This is a genomic window from Methylophilus luteus (genome assembly GCF_042676265.1).
Classification (GTDB): Bacteria; Pseudomonadota; Gammaproteobacteria; order Burkholderiales; family Methylophilaceae; genus Methylophilus; species Methylophilus luteus.
The window spans coordinates 1,567,761-1,586,782 of sequence record NZ_JBHTKB010000001.1; the positions used below are offsets into that span (position 1 = coordinate 1,567,761).

Genomic DNA, 19,022 nt, shown 5'->3' on the forward strand with positions numbered 1-19,022 from the left:
CATACAGGAAAGATTGCCATGATCGCGCATGCCATGACCATCATTGTGAATGAGTTGAATCATCAACTGACAGAAGCATATGGCATGAGTGGCGAGCATGCGCCAGCCGGGCTACGCATGCTTAATTCTGGCCCGTCTTCGCCTGCCACAGGTGCCGAATCAGCCACCCAAGAGTGCCTGAACCTCACCCTGGTCAATATCCAGGAAGACGCCGCACTGAGAATCTCACCCGTAGCCCCCAGCCACAGCGGCAGTGCTTATCAAACACCGCCCCTGCCATTGAATCTGCATGTATTACTCACCGCCACGCATGCCTCGTATACCCAGGCCTTGCTGATGCTGGGCCGCGCCATGCAGTTTTTTCATGCGCAGGCGCTGTTTACCGAAGTGAATGTCAGGCGCGAATCACTGACGCAGTATGCACCCGCGCATGCGCTGGACAGATTGCGCGAGTTCAAGATCGCCTTCGATTTATATTCGCCTAGCCTGCAAGAAACCCAGCAGGTGTGGTCTAGCCTGGGCTCGCCGGCGGTGCCTGCTGCCTTGTATAAATTGCGCCTGCTGACGTTTGCTACCGATGCGCCTGACACCAAGGTGCTGCCTATGCTGGAGCGCCGCCTGCCTTCTAAACCTGATCAAAACTAGCCATGGCCCAATACAAGACACCAGGTGTTTATATTCAGGAAGTCGCCAGTTTTCCGCCTGAAATCACGGCAGTTGCCACTGCCGTGCCGGCATTCATCGGCTATACAGAAAAAGCCTGGCGCGATGGCGCACCGCTGACAATGAAACCGGTTTACATCAATCATCTGGCGGAATATGAACGTTACTTTGGCACTGCGCCTGCGCCTGAGGTAGCCATCAGCCTGGATAGCGATAACCAGATAATCGAAGCTGAGGCATGCCAGCCGTTTTATCTGTACCACAGCCTGCGCCTGTTTTTCAGCAATGGCGGCAGCGCGTGCGTCATTGTGTCAGTCGGCGATTACAGCAGCCAAGTTTCACAGGCAGCGCTGGCACAGGGGCTGGCCAGCATTGAGCATGAAACAGCGCCTACCCTCATAGTCATACCCGAAGCCGTGCAGCTGGAGGATCACGGCGTAGCGCTGTATACCGCTGCACTGGCGCAATGCGCACAGCTGCTCAACCGCATGACCATTTGTGATCTACGCTGCCAGCTAGAGCGCACGGCTTTTGCGCAAGAGGTAGATTATTTCAGGAGCAATATAGGCAACCAGCACCTCAAATACGCTGCCGCTTACGGGCCGTGGCTGCGCACGACCTTCACCAGTGTAGCGCGGCTAGGCGACCTGACTCTCAAGCGCCAGCCAGCTGCAGACAGCAGCGAGAATAGCGGCGTCACCCTCGATGCTGCGGCTCTGCTGACCGAGTTGACTGCAGATGCGCAGATCAAAAGCAAGGTGGCAGACCTGAGCCTGACCGAACAGGTGTGCAAACTGCTGAGCAGCGGCGAAGCGCGCCTGCTGCAGCATGCCGTGTCACTGCAACAGGCGGTTGACTATCTGGGGCCTGACTTGGCCGCATCAAGCATCACCGATTATCACGCGCCGTTACGCGCGCAAAGCCTGTGGTTGCTGTCACTGCTGGATGTACTGGCTGGCGTGGTCACAGATTGCCCGGACACGGCGTTGATCAAGTTTTCCGGCACTATCAGCAGCCAGGCGCATACCCGCATGGCTGCAAGCCTGCGCTTGCTAGTCGCGCATCACCACACCCTGCTGGCACACACAGGCATCGCACTGCTGGATGAGGCGGCCGCCTGTAATCTGCTGGCGCTCAAAGATCAGGCGGCCATGCTGGCCTTGACGCCATTGCCGGACGTGGCCGCGGATTACCTCACCGCCAGCACTGACCTTGCCCGCGCACAAGTCGCGCAGCGGGCACTGACCGGCATTCTGCGCCAGGCAGCTGCCTGGTTCAGCGAAGTGCAACTCAGCGCAGAGACCACCGCACGCGCATTGAATCACGACTTGACCCTGCACTATGATGTGTTCCGCCGCTGGAGCGACAGCGCCACCCAGGTGCTGAATACGCTACCGGCCAGCGGCGCCGTTGCCGGTGTGTATGCCCAGGTGGATAGGGATAGAGGCGTATGGAAAGCGCCGGCCAATGTGGCGTTGCAACAGGTAGTGAGCCCGGCGTGCATGGTGACAGACGAGGATCAGCAGGATTACAACCAGCCCGCTGACGGAAAAGCGATCAATATCATTCGCGCATTCGGTGGCAAAGGCAATCGGGTGTGGGGCGCAAGAACACTGGCGGGCAATGATAATGAATGGCGCTATGTCAACGTACGCCGCCTGTTTGGCATGGTGCAGGCTTCCATAGACCTAAGCTTGCAGGGACTGGTGTTTGAAGCTAACGATGCCAATACCTGGGCCAAGGTCACGGCCCTGCTTGAAAACTTTTTACTGACGCTGTGGCGGCAAGGGGCCCTGTTCGGCAGCCAGCCTAAAGAGGCTTTTTTCGTCAATTTAGGACTAGGCAAAACTATGAACGCTGAGGATATCGCGGCTGGACGCTTGCTACTGGAGATTGGCCTGGCGCCACTGCGCCCGGCCGAATTCATCATGTTCAGATTAGCGCTGAATATGCAGCAAAGTTAGGCCGGAACAAGTCCGGCCAACCTGCGGCATTCGCGGGAAAAAGTGGGTTTATAGAGCGGGATTTAGTTAAAAAGTCAGGTCTGCTGACATACAGAGTTTCAACGCAGGTCAGACGGGAACAACGGTCCGTCCTGCGTTGAATAGTTTCAGGCATAAGCAGCAACGCCCACTTTCAGGCATTCTTCAGCACAACGTCTGCAGGCTTCGGCACATTGTCTACAGTGGGTAGAAGCATGTTTTTCACATTCTTCGGCGCAGGCGATACAAATCTCGGCACAATCCTGGCAGACCAGTTCAACAAAGTCACTGCCACGCGCCACGAATGAAGCGGTCAGGCGGCAAAAATCTGCACAGTCCATATCATGTTCAATGCAGGTCCTCATCATGGGATTCGCCTCGCTCTCGCAAGCAATGGCACAGTTTTCACAGGCATCTGCACATTGTTTGCACAGTTCCATCAACAATTTCAGATTTTGCTCGGTCATGATTCATCTCCCATTAACAAGGCGTGTTTAAAATTAAAAAGACCTTGCGCTACGCTTGCCGATATAAGGACAGGCATGCGTAGCGCAAGGCCTAGAGCAGCTTATTTGCTCTGCTGACCTTTGACGCCGGTACCGCCGTCAGCAGGTTTCTCTTGAAAGCGTTTGCTTTTTTCCAGGCTGCCGGGCTTGGATTGTTTGTTAGCGGCATTGCCACCACTGTTATTGTCCGGCTGCTCTTGCAGGTAATCACCGCTCTTGGTGCTGTCAGGCAGTTCTTTTTTCTGCTGATGTGCAGGTGGGACATCACTCGGGGCATCCGCTGCCACAACCGCAGTAGCAGGGCTTATCAATACACTAGCTAATAAAACTGTGAGCAATTTATTCATCGTATTCTCCTCATAATTGTTTTGAATCGCCCTTTATAGGGCGTGATATCCATACTACTTATGCGGGAATTTATTGTATGTAAGCATGCCCACGAATGTGCTGTAGGATAATGACGAGCCGCTTTTGCCAGCTTAGCTATCCTCATTGCCGGTCAGGCTGCCATGGCTACGTATCCAGGCGATGACCTTGAGTAGCTCGTCTGGCGAGATACCATTATTCGGATCTGAAGGGTCCATAACGCCCTTACCTTTGGCACCCATGCCGCCGTTAGTCCCGTTCCACACCGTTTCAAACATACCTTTATTGGTGGCGTCCTTGGCGTAGTTATAGTTAGGGCCAGTCAATGCCGGGCCGACCTGACCACCAGCTTCAGGGCCGTGGCATTGGGTACATGAATAAAGTTGGAAAATCTTCTTACCGGCTTTGATCGCATCGTCTTTGCCCACATACGGGTTCTTACCGGTAGCGAGAAACTCTTTGGCCTCTGCGGTATCAAACAGCTCAGGCTTGATTTCCAATGGCGAGCCATCCTGTGTTTTCACAAACTTGATCGCCGGGCCGCTAGCGCCAGCAGCCGCGCCCTCTCCTGAGGCGGACTCATTCTTGTTACAGGCCGTCAGGCCTGTTACCAATATCAACATGCCTAGTCCTAATTTGGTATTCATCTTTATTTCTCCTTGGTAAATGGAAGTGTTCTTCTAACCGCTATATGCTTTTAAAGCATTGAGATAAATTATGAATAAAAGCCACAAGCTCGCCCATGTAACAAACTCGCAATCTCATGTAGGACGATTCGGACAGACTAAAATGAAAAACACGCAGCAGGCGTGTTGTAAAAGAAAGCGACCGACGTAAAAAAACCTGGATCGCTCCAGGTTTTTCATCCTCAGCTAGTTAACCTTGTTGCTTGTTACTCTGTTGCTGGGATTTGCCTTGCTGGCTACCAGGCGCCTGCTGCTTGTTACCTTGCTGCGCGTGCTGTTGTTGCTGCTGGCCTTTGATCTGCTGACCAGATTTGTCCTGCTGTTGGTTCTTGTTGTTTTGTAAATTTGCCATTGTTAAATCTCCTTCAGAATATTATTCGGCCAGACCGTTACCTGAATGACCAGAATGTTTCGTTTAGAAAATGAAGTAACGTGAGTCCATGATAAAAGTGTTTAGGCGCAGGCTTTATCGTGAAAGCGCCTAATATGCTGTCAGAATTTATTACTAGCAGGCTGGCGCTGTTGGCTGATATTGGCTGCAAATATGTATCTAAATTACAGCTGACTCCATGACCCATTAAGCACAGACACGATATAAAAAAACCTGGATCACTCCAGGTTTTTCTAAGTTCAGGCTACGCATAAATTAAGGTCTGTGATTACCTTCACCACCATGCTGTTCATTCACACCGGGCAGTGGCTGGCTACCAGGCGCTTGATCCCTGCCAGCAGCTTGCTGCTTTTGTGCCGGGTCCAGTTGCTCAATACCTGCATCCTGTCCTTGCTGTTGCTGACCCTGCTTGGGCTGGTTTTGCCCTTGCTGATTCTGGCCTTGCTGACCTTGTTGCTGCTGACCTTGTTGTTTCTGGTCTTGGCCAGGCTGGTTTTGGCCAGGCTGACTCTGGTTCTGCTGGCGCTGATCTTGCTGGCCTTGACCTGGCTGCTGAACCTGGCCTGGTTGGGTCTGGTTCTGTTGCTCCTGCTTTTGCTGATCTTGATTTTGTTGACCTTGATTTTGCTGATTTTGACCTACTTGATTGTCTTGTGGATTTGCCATGATGTATCTCCTAAATATAATAAGATTCAGCCACAGGGTTAAAAAAAGGCCTGAATCCTTCATTTTAAATATAACCCTGGACCATCTTAAGTGGCTAAGGCAATGGCAGTTATCATCCATTGACGCATTCTGTTGTCAGAATCGGTAACGCTAGGCCAAGCTATTGCTAACCATTCACTACTTCGCCGCCATTCGGGTGTATCACCTGGCCGGTCATAAATGAAGAATCCTGGCTGGCAAGAAAAACATAGGCCGGGGCGATCTCGCTGGGCTGGCCTGGTCTTTTCAATGGCACCTGGTTACCAAACTCGCTGACTTTCTTTTCATCGAAAGTGGATGGGATCAACGGCGTCCACACCGGCCCCGGGGCGACCGCATTCACATAGATATTTTTTTCTACCAGTTGCTTGGCCAGTGAGCGGGTAAAAGAGACTACCGCGCCTTTAGTCGCCGAGTAATCCAGCAATTCCGGGCTGCCACGGTAGGCTGTGACGGATGTGGTATTGATGATGTGGCTTTTATCCGGCAAATGCGGCAAAGCCGCCTTGACCAGGTAGAACATGGCAAAGATATTGGTGCGGAAAGTATGCTCCAGCTGGCGCTGGCTGATATCGAGTATGCTGGGTTGCGGAAACTGCTGGGCAGCATTGTTGACCACGATATCCAGCTTGCCTAAGTGCTTGAGGGTATCTTCCACCGACTCCTGGCAGAATCTTTCATCAGAAACATCCCCTGGCAGCAACAGGCATTTACGACCATATTCTTCTACCAGGGCTTTGGTTTTTTGCGCATCTTCATGCTCGTCCAGGTAAATAATGGCCACATCAGCGCCTTCAGCGGCATAGTGCACGGCCACTGCGCGACCTATGCCACTATCGCCACCAGTGATGATGGCGACCTTGTCCTGCAATTTTTCACTGCCTTTGTAGTGCGCATCTATATAAATCGGCGTCGGCACCATCTCTTCCTCAGAGCCTGGCTGTGACTCCTGATGCTGCGGTGGATTAAGTTTCTTTTTAGTTTCTTGCATGGTGTGACTCCTGGAATAGTGATGGTCTGGATAAAACAGCTACATGAATCCAGGCCGACTCGCGTTAGAGCACGGCCAGATTCATGCAGAGAGCGAAAAACGCTGACTGATTAGTTCTTGAGATGATTATCGTGCGAGTCAGGCAGTTCCTGAGCCGGTGTACGTGGCGCTTGTTTTTCGCGGTTAGGCAACCCTTCGGCCGGCACTTCCGGCGGCACGATCACACCGCGCTCATGCGGCATTTTTGGCGGCACATTGACACTGTCAGAATCGATATTGCAGGAAGGTTTTTTAGAGTTGGGCGAGTCATCACAGGGTGGCACTGCATTATTCACCGGCGGTTTAGTTGCAGGTTTTACTTTTTCTGCAGACCAGGCCGTGTTCATCAACACAGAAGTGGTCATTGAACACAGCAAAACTATCATCGGAATTAATTTACGCATCAACAGCTCCTTTAGTTTTAGCTAGAGTTCAATACTAGAAGCAGCCGCAAACAACAGACATAGGCCAAAACTGATTTTTGTGTAGGAATGGGCCCATTTTCAGAGGTAATACCAAGCACTCGCTTTAGCATGAACAGGCTGTTTCCGCTGCGCTAGCCAGTAAATCTGCCCCTGTCAGACCTGTCTGACAGCACAATCAGTGACTGACCTATGTTGGAAAAACCGCCGAATTTCTACACTCACAACCTCATACATCAAGCATTAAACCCAAGCCGGAGACAGACACATGAGCAGCAATCTCAATCACGCCTTGCAGTTAGCGCATGACTGGCAGATAGAGTCGTTTGCTACGCCGGAACAAGCGACACCAGGTGTGACGGGGAATGATGACACCAGCAAATCGCGTTTTATCCTGAACCGCCTGTTTCAGCACTTTCCGGTTTCGTTTGCTGTGCGCTTATGGAACGGCAGCATGCTGTACATAGGTAAAGAGTCGCCTGCGTTCACCCTGTGCCTGGAACAGGCTTCGGTATTGCGTGACATGGTATTGTTCAATGACCCTGCCCGGCTGGCAGAAGCCTATTTTTCTGGTGAAGTGCAGATACTGGGTGACTTTGATGCAGCCATGGAATTGCGCTATTACTTTGAATCGCTTTCGCTACCGCTGACCGAGAAACTGGGGCTGGTGTACCGGGCACTGACGCTGGCCGATAGCCAGAGTGAGCCTGATACAAGCCAGCTAACCGATATATCCCAAAACCAGCCTGACTATTCCAACACACCCAACACTCTTGATTACCATGCCCCCAGCGACTTTTACAGATTGTGGCTGGATGACAAGATGCTGCATTCCTGCGCCTATTTTTGTGATGCGAATCAAGACCTCGCCCAGGCCCAGCACAACCAGCTGGACCTTATATGCCTGAAACTGCATCTGCAACATGGTGACACGCTACTCGATATCGGTGGTAGCTGGGGCGGACTGGCGTGCTGGGCGGCCAGACATTACGGCGTATTTGTACATTGCCTCACGCACAACCCGCAGCAGCATGCCTACGTGGTGGCCGAGGTGCAAAAACAGGGGCTGGATAAATTAGTCACAGTTGAGTTATACCATTACCGCGACCTGCCCGATACGCCGCGTTACGACAAAGTGGTCAGCATAGGCCTGACCAGCCAGATAGGTGAGCACAAGCTGCCTGACTACCTGGCCAAAGTACATGCCGTGCTCAAACCCGGCGGGCTGTTTCTCGACCATCAGGTCACCACCGAGAGCCCGGGCCGTCAGCATGAAATTTCCACCGGATTTATCAACCGCCAGGTGTTCCCGGATGGCGAGTTGTGCTCACTGACCCATATCCGCCAGCAAATGCAATCCGCCAGACTGGAAGTGTTTGATGTGGAAGGTTTGCGCCGCCACCATGCATTGACATTGCGGCGCTGGGTCAGCAGACTGGAACAGCGTCATCAGGAAATAGCCGCCAGCTTCGGTGAGAGAACTTACCGCGTCTGGCGTTTGTATATGACCGCGAGCGCGATTCAGTTCGAGCAAGGCGTGACTGGTATCCATCAAATTCTTGCCGTGCGCCGATAAGGCGACCGCACCCATTACCGCTTAGGAGTACATCGTATGCAAACCAGCAATCCACCAACTTCCATCCGCACTGCTTTAATCACTACACCACTGTTGTTGCTGACACTGGCCGGCTGCTCGCAACCGGCCAAGTTGCCGGAAGCAGCAGGCTTTGGCCCGGAACCGGACCTGTCCTCCTACCAGACCGGGCTGATACCTACAGTGCACGTCGCCAAAGCAGTGGGCTGGCCAGAAGGCAAAAAACCGACTTCAGCGCCGGGGACCAATGTCGTGGCATTTGCCACCGATTTACAACACCCGCGCTGGCTGTACGAGCTGCCGAATGGCGATATCCTGGTGGCAGAGACCAATCACCATGAGAAAAGCGAAGGCTTTAACCTGAAAGGCTGGATCGCCGGTATCTTTATGAAAAACGGCGGTGCCGGGGCTGAAAGTTTTAACCGCATCACCCTGTTGCGCGATATAGACGGCGACGGTGTAGCCGACATCAAGCAGGTGTTCCTGGAAAACCTTAATTCTCCTTTTGGCATGGCGCTGGTGGGTGATACCTTTTATGTCGCCAATGCCGATGCTCTGGTCAAATTCCCCTATCAGCAAGGCCAGACCAAGATCACCGAGCCAGGCGTGAAAGTGACGGATCTGCCGGCAGAACGTAACCACCACTGGACCAAAAACATACTGCCCAACAAAGATGGCAGCAAGATCTATGTCACGGTAGGCTCCAACAGCAATGTCGGCGAAAACGGCATGGAAACTGAAAAAGAGCGTGCCGCGATCTGGGAAGTCGATGCGGCCTCCGGCCAGCACAGCATTTTCGCCTCCGGTCTGCGCAATCCCAATGGCATGGCCTGGGAGCCCGATAGTGGCGCTTTATGGGTAGTGGTCAACGAACGCGATGAGATAGGCAGCGACCTGGTACCTGACTATATGACCTCGGTATCACAAGGCGGCTTTTACGGCTGGCCTTACAGCTATTACGGCCAGCACGTAGATAAGCGCATCCAGCCGCAAAACCCTGAACTGGTGGCCAAGGCGATCAAACCGGATTATGCGCTGGGCTCACACACCGCTTCACTGGGATTGACCCCGGCCAAAGGCAATGAATTGCCTGACGAATTCAGGAACGGCATGTTTATCGGCCAGCATGGTTCGTGGAACCGCATCCCTTACAGCGGCTACAAAGTGATCTTTGTGCCATTTGAGAGTGGCAAACCGGCAGGCAAGCCGATTGATGTGTTGACCGAGTTCCTCAATGTGGATGGCGAAGCACAAGGCCGCCCGGTAGGCGTGCTGGTGGATAAACGTGGCCACCTGCTGGTTGCTGATGATGTAGGGAATGTGATCTGGAATGTGAAAAGCAGCAAGAAAACGGCTGCCAAGTAAGGCCTGCTGTGCCGCCCGCTAATGCCGCACACGGCAGGACGGCATGCAGACCTGTTAACCAATGATCATGGAGTCTACTCTGTTAAAAAAACCGGCATTGCCCACGCCTGAGGCAGCGGCAGACTTGCCGGAAAAATTGCGTTACATACAGGACGATGCACCCGGCTATAGCCGCCAGGCGTATAGAGGAAAATTCAGGTACCTGGACCAGCATGGCCAGGTGATCAAAGCTGAAAAAGACCTCAGCCGTATCGTAGCCCTACGTATTCCGCCGGCCTGGCAGTCAGTGTGGATATGCACGCGGGCCAACGGCCATCTGCAAGCCACCGGCCGCGATGCCAAAGGCCGCAAGCAATACCTTTACCATGCGGAATGGCGTAAGCAGCGTGAAGCTAAGAAATATGAGCATATGATAGATTTTGGCCTGCAGCTGCCTGGCATACGCGCACATATTGCGCGCGACCTGGCAGCGCCAGGCCTGGGCAAAGAAAAAGTATTGGCCATGCTGATCTACCTGCTGGAAAACACTTTGATACGCATAGGCAATGATGAATACGCCAAGACCAACAAGTCGTTTGGCCTGACCACATTGCGTAACCGCCATGTAGACATACAAGGCAGCGAGATACAGTTTCATTTTCGCGGTAAAAGCGGGGTGGAACACAGCCTGAGCCTGCGTGACCGGCGACTGGCACGTCTGATCCGCAATATGCGCGAGTTGCCTGGCCAGACGCTGTTTCAGTATGTAGATGCGCAAGGTGAACGCCATGCCATAGGTTCGGCAGAGGTGAATGAATATTTACAGCAGATCACCAACGGCGATTTTACCGCCAAGGATTTCCGCACTTGGTTTGGCAGTCTGCATACCTTGATGGCGCTCAGTGAGCTGCAACCTTATAGCAGCGTCACCGAAGCAAAAAAGAATATCGTGGCGGCCATTTGCGTGGCCGCCTCAAAATTGGGCAACACGCCGGCCATCTGCCGCAACAGCTATGTGCACCCGTGGATACTGGAGTGTTACCTGGCCGGGGTAGCGTTCAGCCAGCCTGTGCAGGACGCAGATTATAACGAAACCGAATTAACTGCCGCCGAACAGAGCATGTTGTGCCTGTTGCAGCAGCGATTAAAGGCTAGCAGCTGAGCCCTCGCAATTTAACTATAGAACAGATTTTGCTCAGATTTAGATATAGAACAGATTTAAAGGCAGTCTAGCCATTCATACAGAATTTTAGTTTGAGAAGTTTTGCTGACTCTCCTTCACATTATTGGAGATGAACAAGAGATGAAAAATATATTATTACTGTACGGAAACGAGTTGAGCCACACCGCATTGAAAGATCTGATCAATGCCGATAGTGCCATGCACCTGGTTGAAGAAGTCAGTGATGCGAGTGAGGCGATCGCAAAGATACGCGCACAGAAATTCGACGTCGTGATCCTGGATGTGTCATCGCCGGAAAAGAACGGCCTGGAAACCTTTTGCGACCTAAAACAGGCCTACCCTTCACTGCCTATCCTGATCATCAATGGCAGTGATCAGGTAGACCGCATGGCCAACTTTACCCGCCTGGGTTGCAAAGGTTATCTGTCTTATACCGCCAGCAGTGACCAGGTAGTGCCGGCGATCAAATCGGTCGCCCGGGGATTGACCTACCTGGTATCCACGCACGAGAAACTGGACGAACGACTCTACCCCATGCTGCATGAGCGTTTATCGTTGCGCGAGCTGCAGGTGTTTTTCAAGTTGATCAAGGGTCAGCCGGTGAATTCGGTAGCTGAAGAGTTGTCGATTGCGCCGGGCTCGGTCAGCGTGTTCCGCTCCAAGATACTGAAGAAAATGAATATGCGTAACAATGCCTCGCTGATCCACTATGCGCTGGACCATCATTTGATCAGCTGATCTCCCCAGGCTTTAACCAGGCCAGGCGCATTGAATTGCGGCCTGGCTTTATTATGTGTGTTTCATAAGCAAAAGACAAAAAAAATCTGCCCCCTGAAATTAAACTGGGGGCAGATTCTTTGCGTGACGCGGTGACTAAAAAGTTGCTGATCAGGACTTCTTGATAGCGAACTGCATCTGCTCTATGGCTTCCCATGAGATCAGCGAGCCTACCATGACCACGGCAAAGCCAAGACCAGCGGTACAGACTATGGCCAGGGTCAGAGTTGCGATGGCGCCACGTTCGCGGATAGAAAATATATATTTAACGCCACGGTAAACCAGTGCGATCGATGCCAGCACAGCGATACCATGCACCACCACATTAAAGCTCAGGCTAGGCACAACATAAAACACTGAGGTCAGCCATAGTGGTGTAGTGGCGATAGCGATAATGAGTAATGAATCACGGAAACTGGGTTTCTTATCCACCATTTCAGCCAGGTTCTGCGTGATCCAGGCCATGGCCAGGATAACAGCGATCTGCAACACGAATAATTCAGCACAAATCATCAGCAAACGGTTGCCGGGCAAGGTGTCCATGAATTGGCGCGGATAATTATGATGCAACCTTAAATACATCATGATGCACGGAATCAGCGACAAGGGCAGCACATAAAACAACAGTAGCTGGGTGACCCCCGGCTTTTCTGCCCTGGCCTTTTTCTCAGTGGCTTTCGGCGTCACATAATCAAATAATCGGATAAGGTTCATGGTGTACTCCTGACTACTATTAAAAGATTTTTGCTTGCCAGCTAACCCTCTGAGCACAAGACAGAGGATGAAAGTCGCAAGCTGTTAACGCTATTATGGAGACTTGCCCAAAAGCCACCACAAGCCTGCGTCTGATTTAAGTGTAGGAAAATGCAGACTTTTTCTGACAGCCCATTCTCACACCAGCCTGAAAAACGCAAAAATGCCAGCCAAAAAACCCAAGCCTTACCAGCCATAACCGCGATAAAGCGATTCCTACAGCTTTTTACGACTGTCACTGATGCAGCGAATTAGGTGCCATAGTCATACTGAAGTTTCTATATCAATAACTTAATATTTGGAGAACGATCATGGCAGATAATGATGATGTAATTTCTACATTGAATGATTTGATTGAAACATCTAAAGATGGTGAAGAAGGCTTCCGCAACTCGGCTGATAATGTCGATGACCCGCAATTGAAAGCTTTCTTCCTGCGTCGTTCACTAGAAGTGGCTTCCAGTGCGCAAGAACTGCAGGGCCTGGTGCGCTCATTAGGTGGTGAACCGGCTGAATCCAGCACCATAGGCGGTGCATTGCACAGACGCTGGATAGATTTGAAAACAGCGCTTACCAGCAACGACACACTCGCTGTACTCAATGAGACCGAGCGCGGCGAAGACGTGGCCCTGAATGCCTACCGCAAAGCGGCAGAAAAAGACTTGCCTATCAATGTGCGTATGGTGGTCACCCGCCAGCTGGAAGGTGCAAAACGTAACCATGATGAAGTAAAACATCTGCGTGACGCGGCCCGTGCAGCGGCAGAAGTGCACTAGTCACAAGTTCACTAGACATAAGTGCACTATTTATCAGTGCACTAGTCTGCATTGAAAGCAGCAAAAAGCCCTGTCATTACAGACAGGGCTTTTTTTGTATGCAAGCCCAAGCTTATGCCAGGGTTTCAGCACTCCAGTCCTGCAGCACCTGATCCAGTGTGCGGTTGATTTTAACAATTCCGCCTTCAGTCGAGATCACCCAGCTGATCGGAATATAGTGATGGTTACCTGAATCATCTTTTTTCAGCTTGATTGAATCCGGGCCATCGGTATGGTCAACCACGGCAAATTGTTCTGCCTGGGCAGTATGTACCGGCATATCCTGTTTAATTTCATGTGCTTGTATCATGTGTTTTCCCTTAGCTTTGTTGTGAGTAAAACCCTATTTTGCATGGCCGGCAGCTACAGGCACTAGGCCACAATCACTGAAATCCTTGTAGGAATTTCCTGCTTTTTTCAGCCATCACAAAATCATCTTTCTCTGACACATAAATCATGCAATGTCCTACGGCAAAGCAAGGCCTGGCTGATTATGATGATGTTTAGTGTATGCCTGCATGCTGGTTTGCAAGGCATGCGAACCAACCAATAATGACTGGAGATTATGTGATGGCTTTATTTTATGTCAGCGCAAGCAAACCCAAACAAGACCTGCCGTTCTGGACATCCAGCGTGATCGCCGATGATATGGAACAGAGTTACAAGATAGGCAAAGAACGTTTTGAGACTGAGAACCCGGGCTTGAAAGCAGATGACTACACCCTGGTCGCCACCGGCGAATCGGTGGAAAAATCTATCTCTACCTGATCAGGCCGGCTTGATAAAACAATTAATCTTTAAGGAAAAAACAGCATGAAATCGCACTCGCAAACTACAGAAGATCGCCGCAAACTGGCAGAGTTGATTGAAGATTTGGATATTGCCATGCTGACCTTTATCAGCAGCGAGGGCGCTTTGATCAGCCAGCCCATGGCGCCGGTTGAACTCGATAGCGAAGGTAATCTGTGGTTTTTCACTGACAACAGCTCGGAAAAGACCCAGCATCTGCAGCAACTCAATCTGGCCTTCAGTGGTGAGCCGGATGGCACTTATGTTTCGCTGTCGGGCGCTGGCGAGCTGGTCAACGACAATGCGCGCAAACATGAACTATGGTCGCCGTTTGTCAAACCCTGGTTTCCGCAAGGGCCAGATTCGCATAACCTGGCTTTATTGAAATTTGTGCCACACACCGCAGAATACTGGGATGCGCCGCATAGCAAAGTGGTCAGGTTATTTGCCATGGCCGCTTCTATCGTTGCAGCCAGACCGATAGGCCTGGGCGACCACGAACGCCTGACCCATCTTTAAATTGGCTTTCCGCAAAACGCGGCTGGCGATGGTGGTGAGACATAAGCGCCACAGTCACCTGTCCTGCCTTGTTTAGCAGGCTTTACAAACAAACAGCCCGACACAAGGTCGGGCTGTTTGTTATGCAAGTTAAAATTGCTTACTTGTTCATGACGTACATAGTCACTTCAAAGCCAAAACGCATTTCAGTAGCAGCTGGTTTAGTCCACATATCGTTCTCCTAGATGGATTTGGGAGCGCATCCCTTGATGCATCTCGTTAGGGTTCACTATACGCAGCTGCAGCCGTGCTGGCTTGCGCAGCATCCCTAAAAATGACTCATGATTTTACGTAGCATGATGTTAAGTAGCTGGCCTGGTCGGCAACGTGGCCCTTAACCAGGCCCAGCCTGCCAGGCCTGACAGTAATGAGCCGCTGAGTATGGCCATTTTAGACAGCTGTATCAACTCTGCCTGGCCGGCAAAGGCCAGATTGGCGATAAAGATAGACATGGTGAAGCCTACGCCACCCAGCATGCCTGCGCCTATGATATGCGCCCAGCGCAATGGCGGCGGCAGTGTACACAGGCCGGCTTTGACCGCGCAGGAGACTGCCAGTGTGATACCCAAGGGTTTGCCTAACAATAATCCGCCAATAATGCCCAGGCTATTGCTATGCGAGAACAAAGCCTGCAACGTGCCAGGCGCAATCGCCAGGCCGGTGTTGGCAAAGGCAAACACCGGCAAGATCAGCAGCGCCACCGGCGGCTGCAGAAAATGTTCCAGCCGGTGCGACAGTGAAGCCTGCCCCTGGCGCGTAAACGGGATGGCGAACGCCAGCGCGACGCCGGCCACGGTCGGGTGTACGCCGGATCGCAGGGTTAGCCACCACAGCAGACCGCCGCCCACGGCATAGGGCACTACAGACACCACTTGCAGCCAGTTAAGTGCAAACAGGCTGGCCAGCACGACCACAGCCGCCGCCAGATGCAGCCATGACACGGCATCGGTATAAAACACGGCGATCAGGATGGCTGCGCCTAGATCATCGATCACGGCAAACGCCATCAGAAATACCTTGAGCGAAACCGGCACACGGCTACCCAATACTGATAACACGCCCAGGGCAAATACGATGTCGGTCGCCATCGGGATCCCTACCCCGGCCTGGAAGGCGGTGCCCTGATTGAATTGCCAGAAGATCAGCGCCGGCAGCAGCATGCCGCCTAGCGCGGCTATGGTCGGCAGCAAGGCATGATTGCGCGTGGATAATTCGCCGACGTAGAGCTCGCGTTTGAGTTCCAGGCCTATCAGCAAAAAGAAGATCGCCATCAGGCCGTCATTGACCCACTCGCCCAAGCTTAAGCCCAGGCCGTGGATTTGCCATAGCGCGTGGTAATGTCCGGCAAAACCGCTATTGGCGATGATAAGCGCCAGGCAGGTGGCCGCGATCAGCAAAGCACTGCCAGCCTGCTCTGAGGCCAGTAGTCTTCGCATTGGCTGGGGCATAAAACGCATGGTTTAAACAGCCTGCACTGCAGGCCTGGGAATACAGTTGTTCATCGGCATCATCGGGCGATTATGCATGCGTTTTGATTGAAAAAGCTGTCAGAGCGCTTTATTCGACTTTCGCTTTACTCAACTTTCGCTTTATTCGCCTTTGCTTTACTCACCTTTGCTTTACTCACCTATAGCAAAGCCTATGCCAAACATGGTTTGTGCCTGGTTGTAATCCAGCAGCGAAACGCCATAACCAGTGGCGAGCATGGCGTAGAGCTTCACGCTTTCGCTCTGTAATGGCTTGTAGTGCACATCAAACTTCACGTAGCCTTTATTGTCACTACGCAGGTTGTTACGCAATGTCACGCTGGCAGCGGTATTCTGCGCTTCATTATCCCAGCGCAACACCATATCGCCGTAGCCCATGTATTTGCTGATGTTAGGGTTATCGTCCTCGGATTTGCTTTCAGGGATACGCCACCATGGCCTGACCAGCAGGCTGTAGCGCTCATTCAGCTGCCAGCCGCCTTGCAGGTAGATACGGCTCCAGCTGCGCGACAGTGGCTCGGAACGTCCGTTGGATTCATGCACCACACCCAGATTCAGCATGTCAGGCATGGCCGCCCACTGTTTGGTCTCCCCCGGTTTGTTCAAGCCCATAGAAAGGATCAGCTCAGGTGAGTAATTGTGATCGCGCATGGGTCGTGACTGGCCACCATCAAACACCTGCCAGAAAGATTGCTGGGTATAGGCACCCCATAACCGTGCACTGTGTATATATTGATTCTCGGGCAGCCAGTCAGAAAGATTCATCAGCTGGGTTTTCAGGCTGATCTGGAAATGCAGGTCGCTATTGCTTAAGTCGCGGTCTTGCGTATTGGGTCGTGAAGGTGAGACCGGCACATCATTCGGGTTAGTTGAATAAGTGCCGACCACGTAATTCAGCTGATGGGTTTCCAGGTCGGTGAAATGTAGCTCATCCTGCGCATTCAAATGCCATTTGCGCGCCAGGTAGGTAGTCTTGGCATCCACAGACTTAACCAGGTTCTCCTGCTTGGTTGTAAGCACAGCTGGCACCGCCTTGGTAGACGCATACTGCTGGGCCACCTGGTCAAAACACACCAGCCGGCGGCTGGCATCATCTGTGAATTCTGTCTGGCAGGTGTGCAATGCCGCTTGCAAATCGTTGCCTGTTGCGGCTTGCACACTGGCGGTTTGCACACTGGCGGTTGACAGCAAAGCGACCAGCATCAGGCCGCGCCCGTAACTCTTGATCATAACTATTCCCTTACTTTTTAATGCGTTAACTAGCAGCTGACTGCACTGATTTTTACTTGCCTGTACTGGTCCTAAAGATGCCTGCACTCACGGCGCAGGATTCATCATGGTCAGGTGCAGTTGTTCAATGGCCGCCAGCACCTCTTCACTTAAATGCACGGTATAGGCAGCGATGTTTTCCTGCAGCTGGGTCATATTGGTCGCCCCTATGATGGTGCTGCCCATAAACCAGCGGTGGTAGACGAAACTGAGCGCCAGCTGCACCGGGGTCAGGCCATGCGCCTGTGCCAGCTCGGCATAGGCGGCCGTAGCGGCAGCGACGCCAGGTTTTTTATAGCGTTGCGCATAGCCGGTGAACAGCGTCACGCGGCCAGGCGCGGCTGGATTCTTGATGTATTTAGCGCTGAGATGGCCGAAGGCCAGTGGCGAGTAGGCGGCCAGGCTGATACGTTCGCGGTAAAGCACTTCTACCATGCCGAACTCCAGGCCGCGGTTGATCAGGTTATAACAGTTTTGCAGCACGGAAACGCGCGGCAGGCCTTGCTCGCGGGCAATACGAAGAAACTCCATCAGGCCCCACGGTTGCTCATTGCTGAGCCCGATAGCGCGTATCTTGCCTTCTTTGATCAGCTCATCCAGCGCCTGCAGTTGCGCCTGTATAGTCACCCAGTCTATAGGCTGCCCGGCTTGATCAAGCTCAGCTTTTGGGTCGAACTGGTATTGGCCGAACATGGGCACATTGCGTTCTGGCCAATGCAGGTAGAGCACGTCCAGATAATCGGTCTGCAAGCGTTGCAGGCTGTCATGCACGGCCTGGCGGATATTCGCTCTATCCAGGCCGCTGGGGCCGCCGCGTATCCAGTGCATGCCGCGCCGAGGTCCGGCGATCTTGCTCGCCAGCACGAACTTGTCACGCGACTGTTTTTTGATCCAGTGCCCGAGTATGGTTTCAGTACGGGTGACGGTTTCCGCTTTGGGCGGCACCGGATACATTTCTGCGGTATCAATAAAATTGATCCCCTGTGCCAGGGCAAAGTCCAGCTGGCTGTCAGCATCCTGTTGCGTGTTCTGGTCGCCATAGGTCATGGTGCCAAGGGCGATTTTGGAGACGCGTATGCCGCTGTCTCCCAAATAAGTCTTATCCATCAGTGCAACACCTGCTTTTCTGCAGGCACCTGCATGACGATGCTGGAAACCGCTTCTGGCTCTTTCTCTGCTGCTGCCAGCACCCAGCCGGCGTCTTTGCTGGCGATCATCAGCATGCGGCTGATCGCCAGTACCAGCTCTTTGTTCAGGCCCATATTGACATTCATGCCGCCCGCGCATGCCAGTTGCATATTATTCAACTGTTCATTGATAGACACAAAACGGGCTTCAACTGCTAACAATTCCTGATCACTGATAGAAGATGCCGGTTGCTGGTAAGCTGTTTCAAAATCCAGCGCCTGCAGATCCTCCACCGCCTCGGCTTCCTGCTCAAACTGGCGAGTGGCTTCGGTGGGTGACTGCGTATTGTCCAGAAATGCGGCAGAACCCAGGCCAGCGGCTGTCACCGGCAGATGCGCTTCGCGGTTCAACACGGTAAATATCTGGCGTGCAATACGGTAAGTGATCCATACCCGGATCTCCTGGCCGCTACTCAGCGAGGCTTTCATCAATAACCGGTCCTGGTGACTGTCGTAAGCTAAATTGATTTGCTGAATGGATTGAGTTTGAGATTGCATTGTAAAGCTTTCCGGAA

General features: G+C 52.4%; 23 protein-coding genes. 10 read left to right on the forward strand and 13 right to left on the reverse strand.

Going from position 1 to position 19,022, the window contains the following annotated elements; all coding sequences use genetic code 11:
• Nucleotides 1–18 precede the first annotated feature (18 nt).
• Together ACFQ1Z_RS07305 and ACFQ1Z_RS07310 are read left to right on the forward strand one after the other, a co-directional pair.
• Nucleotides 19–645 carry a DUF4255 domain-containing protein gene (locus ACFQ1Z_RS07305; RefSeq protein WP_379056672.1) on the forward strand — a complete coding sequence of 209 codons (627 nt, stop codon included), beginning with the start codon at nt 19–21 and terminating at the stop codon, nt 643–645.
• Nucleotides 646–647: 2 nt separating this feature from the next.
• On the forward strand, nt 648–2,627 hold the full coding sequence (locus tag ACFQ1Z_RS07310) for a phage tail sheath C-terminal domain-containing protein (protein ID WP_379056674.1): 1,980 nt from the start codon (nt 648–650) through the stop codon (nt 2,625–2,627).
• Nucleotides 2,628–2,773: 146 nt separating this feature from the next.
• On the opposite strand, the gene ACFQ1Z_RS07315 is transcribed toward ACFQ1Z_RS07310, so the two are convergent.
• The 4 genes from ACFQ1Z_RS07315 to ACFQ1Z_RS07330 all read right to left on the reverse strand — a co-directional run bounded on the left by ACFQ1Z_RS07315 (nt 2,774) and on the right by ACFQ1Z_RS07330 (nt 4,555).
• A complete protein-coding gene (locus ACFQ1Z_RS07315) occupies nt 2,774–3,112 on the reverse strand; it encodes a four-helix bundle copper-binding protein (protein WP_379056676.1) in 339 nt (112 codons plus the stop codon).
• A 101-nt stretch (nt 3,113–3,213) separates the two neighbouring features.
• Complete coding sequence (locus tag ACFQ1Z_RS07320; protein ID WP_379056677.1) at nt 3,214–3,498, reverse strand: hypothetical protein; 285 nt, start codon at nt 3,496–3,498, stop codon at nt 3,214–3,216.
• 132 nt (nt 3,499–3,630) lie between these two features.
• A complete protein-coding gene (locus tag ACFQ1Z_RS07325; protein ID WP_379056679.1) occupies nt 3,631–4,164 on the reverse strand; it encodes a c-type cytochrome in 534 nt (177 codons plus the stop codon).
• 229 nt (nt 4,165–4,393) lie between these two features.
• Nucleotides 4,394–4,555, reverse strand: a complete 162-nt coding sequence (locus ACFQ1Z_RS07330; RefSeq protein ID WP_379056681.1) for a hypothetical protein — start codon at nt 4,553–4,555, stop codon at nt 4,394–4,396.
• Nucleotides 4,556–4,858: 303 nt separating this feature from the next.
• Between ACFQ1Z_RS07330 and ACFQ1Z_RS07335 the strand changes: the two genes are divergently transcribed.
• Nucleotides 4,859–5,302 carry a hypothetical protein gene (locus tag ACFQ1Z_RS07335; RefSeq protein WP_379056682.1) on the forward strand — a complete coding sequence of 148 codons (444 nt, stop codon included), beginning with the start codon at nt 4,859–4,861 and terminating at the stop codon, nt 5,300–5,302.
• A 124-nt stretch (nt 5,303–5,426) separates the two neighbouring features.
• Here ACFQ1Z_RS07335 and ACFQ1Z_RS07340 read toward each other — a convergent pair whose 3' ends face one another.
• On the reverse strand, nt 5,427–6,290 hold the full coding sequence (locus tag ACFQ1Z_RS07340; RefSeq protein WP_379056683.1) for an SDR family oxidoreductase: 864 nt from the start codon (nt 6,288–6,290) through the stop codon (nt 5,427–5,429).
• 110 nt (nt 6,291–6,400) lie between these two features.
• Complete coding sequence (locus ACFQ1Z_RS07345; protein WP_379056684.1) at nt 6,401–6,733, reverse strand: hypothetical protein; 333 nt, start codon at nt 6,731–6,733, stop codon at nt 6,401–6,403.
• Nucleotides 6,734–7,019: 286 nt separating this feature from the next.
• Here ACFQ1Z_RS07345 and ACFQ1Z_RS07350 point away from each other — a divergent pair, with 286 nt between their 5' ends.
• From ACFQ1Z_RS07350 to ACFQ1Z_RS07365, 4 genes are all read left to right on the forward strand, one after another.
• Nucleotides 7,020–8,327, forward strand: coding sequence for a class I SAM-dependent methyltransferase (locus tag ACFQ1Z_RS07350; RefSeq protein ID WP_379056686.1), 1,308 nt, complete (start codon nt 7,020–7,022; stop codon nt 8,325–8,327).
• Between the two features lie 36 nt (nt 8,328–8,363).
• Complete coding sequence (locus tag ACFQ1Z_RS07355) at nt 8,364–9,710, forward strand: PQQ-dependent sugar dehydrogenase (RefSeq protein ID WP_379056687.1); 1,347 nt, start codon at nt 8,364–8,366, stop codon at nt 9,708–9,710.
• 67 nt (nt 9,711–9,777) lie between these two features.
• On the forward strand, nt 9,778–10,851 hold the full coding sequence (locus ACFQ1Z_RS07360) for a DNA topoisomerase IB (RefSeq protein WP_379056689.1): 1,074 nt from the start codon (nt 9,778–9,780) through the stop codon (nt 10,849–10,851).
• Between the two features lie 141 nt (nt 10,852–10,992).
• Nucleotides 10,993–11,610, forward strand: a complete 618-nt coding sequence (locus tag ACFQ1Z_RS07365; protein WP_379056691.1) for a response regulator — start codon at nt 10,993–10,995, stop codon at nt 11,608–11,610.
• Between the two features lie 150 nt (nt 11,611–11,760).
• Here ACFQ1Z_RS07365 and ACFQ1Z_RS07370 read toward each other — a convergent pair whose 3' ends face one another.
• Nucleotides 11,761–12,363, reverse strand: a complete 603-nt coding sequence (locus tag ACFQ1Z_RS07370) for a Yip1 family protein (protein ID WP_379056693.1) — start codon at nt 12,361–12,363, stop codon at nt 11,761–11,763.
• 350 nt (nt 12,364–12,713) lie between these two features.
• Here ACFQ1Z_RS07370 and ACFQ1Z_RS07375 point away from each other — a divergent pair, with 350 nt between their 5' ends.
• On the forward strand, nt 12,714–13,178 hold the full coding sequence (locus ACFQ1Z_RS07375; RefSeq protein ID WP_379056695.1) for a PA2169 family four-helix-bundle protein: 465 nt from the start codon (nt 12,714–12,716) through the stop codon (nt 13,176–13,178).
• Between the two features lie 112 nt (nt 13,179–13,290).
• Here ACFQ1Z_RS07375 and ACFQ1Z_RS07380 read toward each other — a convergent pair whose 3' ends face one another.
• On the reverse strand, nt 13,291–13,527 hold the full coding sequence (locus ACFQ1Z_RS07380; RefSeq protein ID WP_379056697.1) for a DUF2171 domain-containing protein: 237 nt from the start codon (nt 13,525–13,527) through the stop codon (nt 13,291–13,293).
• Between the two features lie 260 nt (nt 13,528–13,787).
• Between ACFQ1Z_RS07380 and ACFQ1Z_RS07385 the strand changes: the two genes are divergently transcribed.
• Nucleotides 13,788–13,985 carry a hypothetical protein gene (locus tag ACFQ1Z_RS07385; protein ID WP_379056699.1) on the forward strand — a complete coding sequence of 66 codons (198 nt, stop codon included), beginning with the start codon at nt 13,788–13,790 and terminating at the stop codon, nt 13,983–13,985.
• A gap of 45 nt (nt 13,986–14,030) precedes the next feature.
• Nucleotides 14,031–14,525: a pyridoxamine 5'-phosphate oxidase family protein gene (locus ACFQ1Z_RS07390; protein ID WP_379056701.1), complete on the forward strand. Its 495-nt coding sequence runs from the start codon at nt 14,031–14,033 to the stop codon at nt 14,523–14,525.
• 139 nt (nt 14,526–14,664) lie between these two features.
• Here the strand turns inward: ACFQ1Z_RS07390 and pqqA are convergent, their stop codons facing one another.
• From pqqA to ACFQ1Z_RS07415, 5 genes are all read right to left on the reverse strand, one after another.
• Nucleotides 14,665–14,736 (reverse strand): pyrroloquinoline quinone precursor peptide PqqA, encoded by a 72-nt coding sequence (pqqA, locus tag ACFQ1Z_RS07395; protein ID WP_081624291.1) that lies wholly within the window; start codon nt 14,734–14,736, stop codon nt 14,665–14,667.
• 130 nt (nt 14,737–14,866) lie between these two features.
• Nucleotides 14,867–16,000, reverse strand: a complete 1,134-nt coding sequence (nhaA, locus tag ACFQ1Z_RS07400) for a Na+/H+ antiporter NhaA (protein ID WP_379056703.1) — start codon at nt 15,998–16,000, stop codon at nt 14,867–14,869.
• A gap of 183 nt (nt 16,001–16,183) precedes the next feature.
• Nucleotides 16,184–17,281 (reverse strand): phospholipase A, encoded by a 1,098-nt coding sequence (locus ACFQ1Z_RS07405; protein WP_379056704.1) that lies wholly within the window; start codon nt 17,279–17,281, stop codon nt 16,184–16,186.
• An 87-nt stretch (nt 17,282–17,368) separates the two neighbouring features.
• Nucleotides 17,369–18,427 carry an aldo/keto reductase gene (locus ACFQ1Z_RS07410; RefSeq protein ID WP_379056705.1) on the reverse strand — a complete coding sequence of 353 codons (1,059 nt, stop codon included), beginning with the start codon at nt 18,425–18,427 and terminating at the stop codon, nt 17,369–17,371.
• Nucleotides 18,427–19,005 (reverse strand): hypothetical protein, encoded by a 579-nt coding sequence (locus ACFQ1Z_RS07415; RefSeq protein ID WP_379056707.1) that lies wholly within the window; start codon nt 19,003–19,005, stop codon nt 18,427–18,429. Before ACFQ1Z_RS07415 ends, ACFQ1Z_RS07410 begins: the two co-directional genes overlap by 1 nt.
• Nucleotides 19,006–19,022 lie beyond the last annotated feature (17 nt).

Bases quoted from the DNA above. Each gene is read 5' to 3' on its own strand.
- ACFQ1Z_RS07305 (WP_379056672.1), top strand. From the start codon at position 19: ATGATCGCGCATGCCATGACCATCATTGTGAATGAGTTGAATCATCAA.
- ACFQ1Z_RS07310 (WP_379056674.1), top strand. From the start codon at position 648: ATGGCCCAATACAAGACACCAGGTGTTTATATTCAGGAAGTCGCCAGT.
- ACFQ1Z_RS07315 (WP_379056676.1), bottom strand. From the start codon at position 3,112: ATGACCGAGCAAAATCTGAAATTGTTGATGGAACTGTGCAAACAATGT.
- ACFQ1Z_RS07320 (WP_379056677.1), bottom strand. From the start codon at position 3,498: ATGAATAAATTGCTCACAGTTTTATTAGCTAGTGTATTGATAAGCCCT.
- ACFQ1Z_RS07325 (WP_379056679.1), bottom strand. From the start codon at position 4,164: ATGAATACCAAATTAGGACTAGGCATGTTGATATTGGTAACAGGCCTG.
- ACFQ1Z_RS07330 (WP_379056681.1), bottom strand. From the start codon at position 4,555: ATGGCAAATTTACAAAACAACAAGAACCAACAGCAGGACAAATCTGGT.
- ACFQ1Z_RS07340 (WP_379056683.1), bottom strand. From the start codon at position 6,290: ATGCAAGAAACTAAAAAGAAACTTAATCCACCGCAGCATCAGGAGTCA.
- ACFQ1Z_RS07345 (WP_379056684.1), bottom strand. From the start codon at position 6,733: ATGCGTAAATTAATTCCGATGATAGTTTTGCTGTGTTCAATGACCACT.
- ACFQ1Z_RS07350 (WP_379056686.1), top strand. From the start codon at position 7,020: ATGAGCAGCAATCTCAATCACGCCTTGCAGTTAGCGCATGACTGGCAG.
- ACFQ1Z_RS07355 (WP_379056687.1), top strand. From the start codon at position 8,364: ATGCAAACCAGCAATCCACCAACTTCCATCCGCACTGCTTTAATCACT.
- ACFQ1Z_RS07360 (WP_379056689.1), top strand. From the start codon at position 9,778: ATGGAGTCTACTCTGTTAAAAAAACCGGCATTGCCCACGCCTGAGGCA.
- ACFQ1Z_RS07365 (WP_379056691.1), top strand. From the start codon at position 10,993: ATGAAAAATATATTATTACTGTACGGAAACGAGTTGAGCCACACCGCA.
- ACFQ1Z_RS07370 (WP_379056693.1), bottom strand. From the start codon at position 12,363: ATGAACCTTATCCGATTATTTGATTATGTGACGCCGAAAGCCACTGAG.
- ACFQ1Z_RS07375 (WP_379056695.1), top strand. From the start codon at position 12,714: ATGGCAGATAATGATGATGTAATTTCTACATTGAATGATTTGATTGAA.
- ACFQ1Z_RS07380 (WP_379056697.1), bottom strand. From the start codon at position 13,527: ATGATACAAGCACATGAAATTAAACAGGATATGCCGGTACATACTGCC.
- ACFQ1Z_RS07385 (WP_379056699.1), top strand. From the start codon at position 13,788: ATGGCTTTATTTTATGTCAGCGCAAGCAAACCCAAACAAGACCTGCCG.
- ACFQ1Z_RS07390 (WP_379056701.1), top strand. From the start codon at position 14,031: ATGAAATCGCACTCGCAAACTACAGAAGATCGCCGCAAACTGGCAGAG.
- nhaA (WP_379056703.1), bottom strand. From the start codon at position 16,000: ATGCGAAGACTACTGGCCTCAGAGCAGGCTGGCAGTGCTTTGCTGATC.
- ACFQ1Z_RS07405 (WP_379056704.1), bottom strand. From the start codon at position 17,281: ATGATCAAGAGTTACGGGCGCGGCCTGATGCTGGTCGCTTTGCTGTCA.
- ACFQ1Z_RS07410 (WP_379056705.1), bottom strand. From the start codon at position 18,427: ATGGATAAGACTTATTTGGGAGACAGCGGCATACGCGTCTCCAAAATC.
- ACFQ1Z_RS07415 (WP_379056707.1), bottom strand. From the start codon at position 19,005: ATGCAATCTCAAACTCAATCCATTCAGCAAATCAATTTAGCTTACGAC.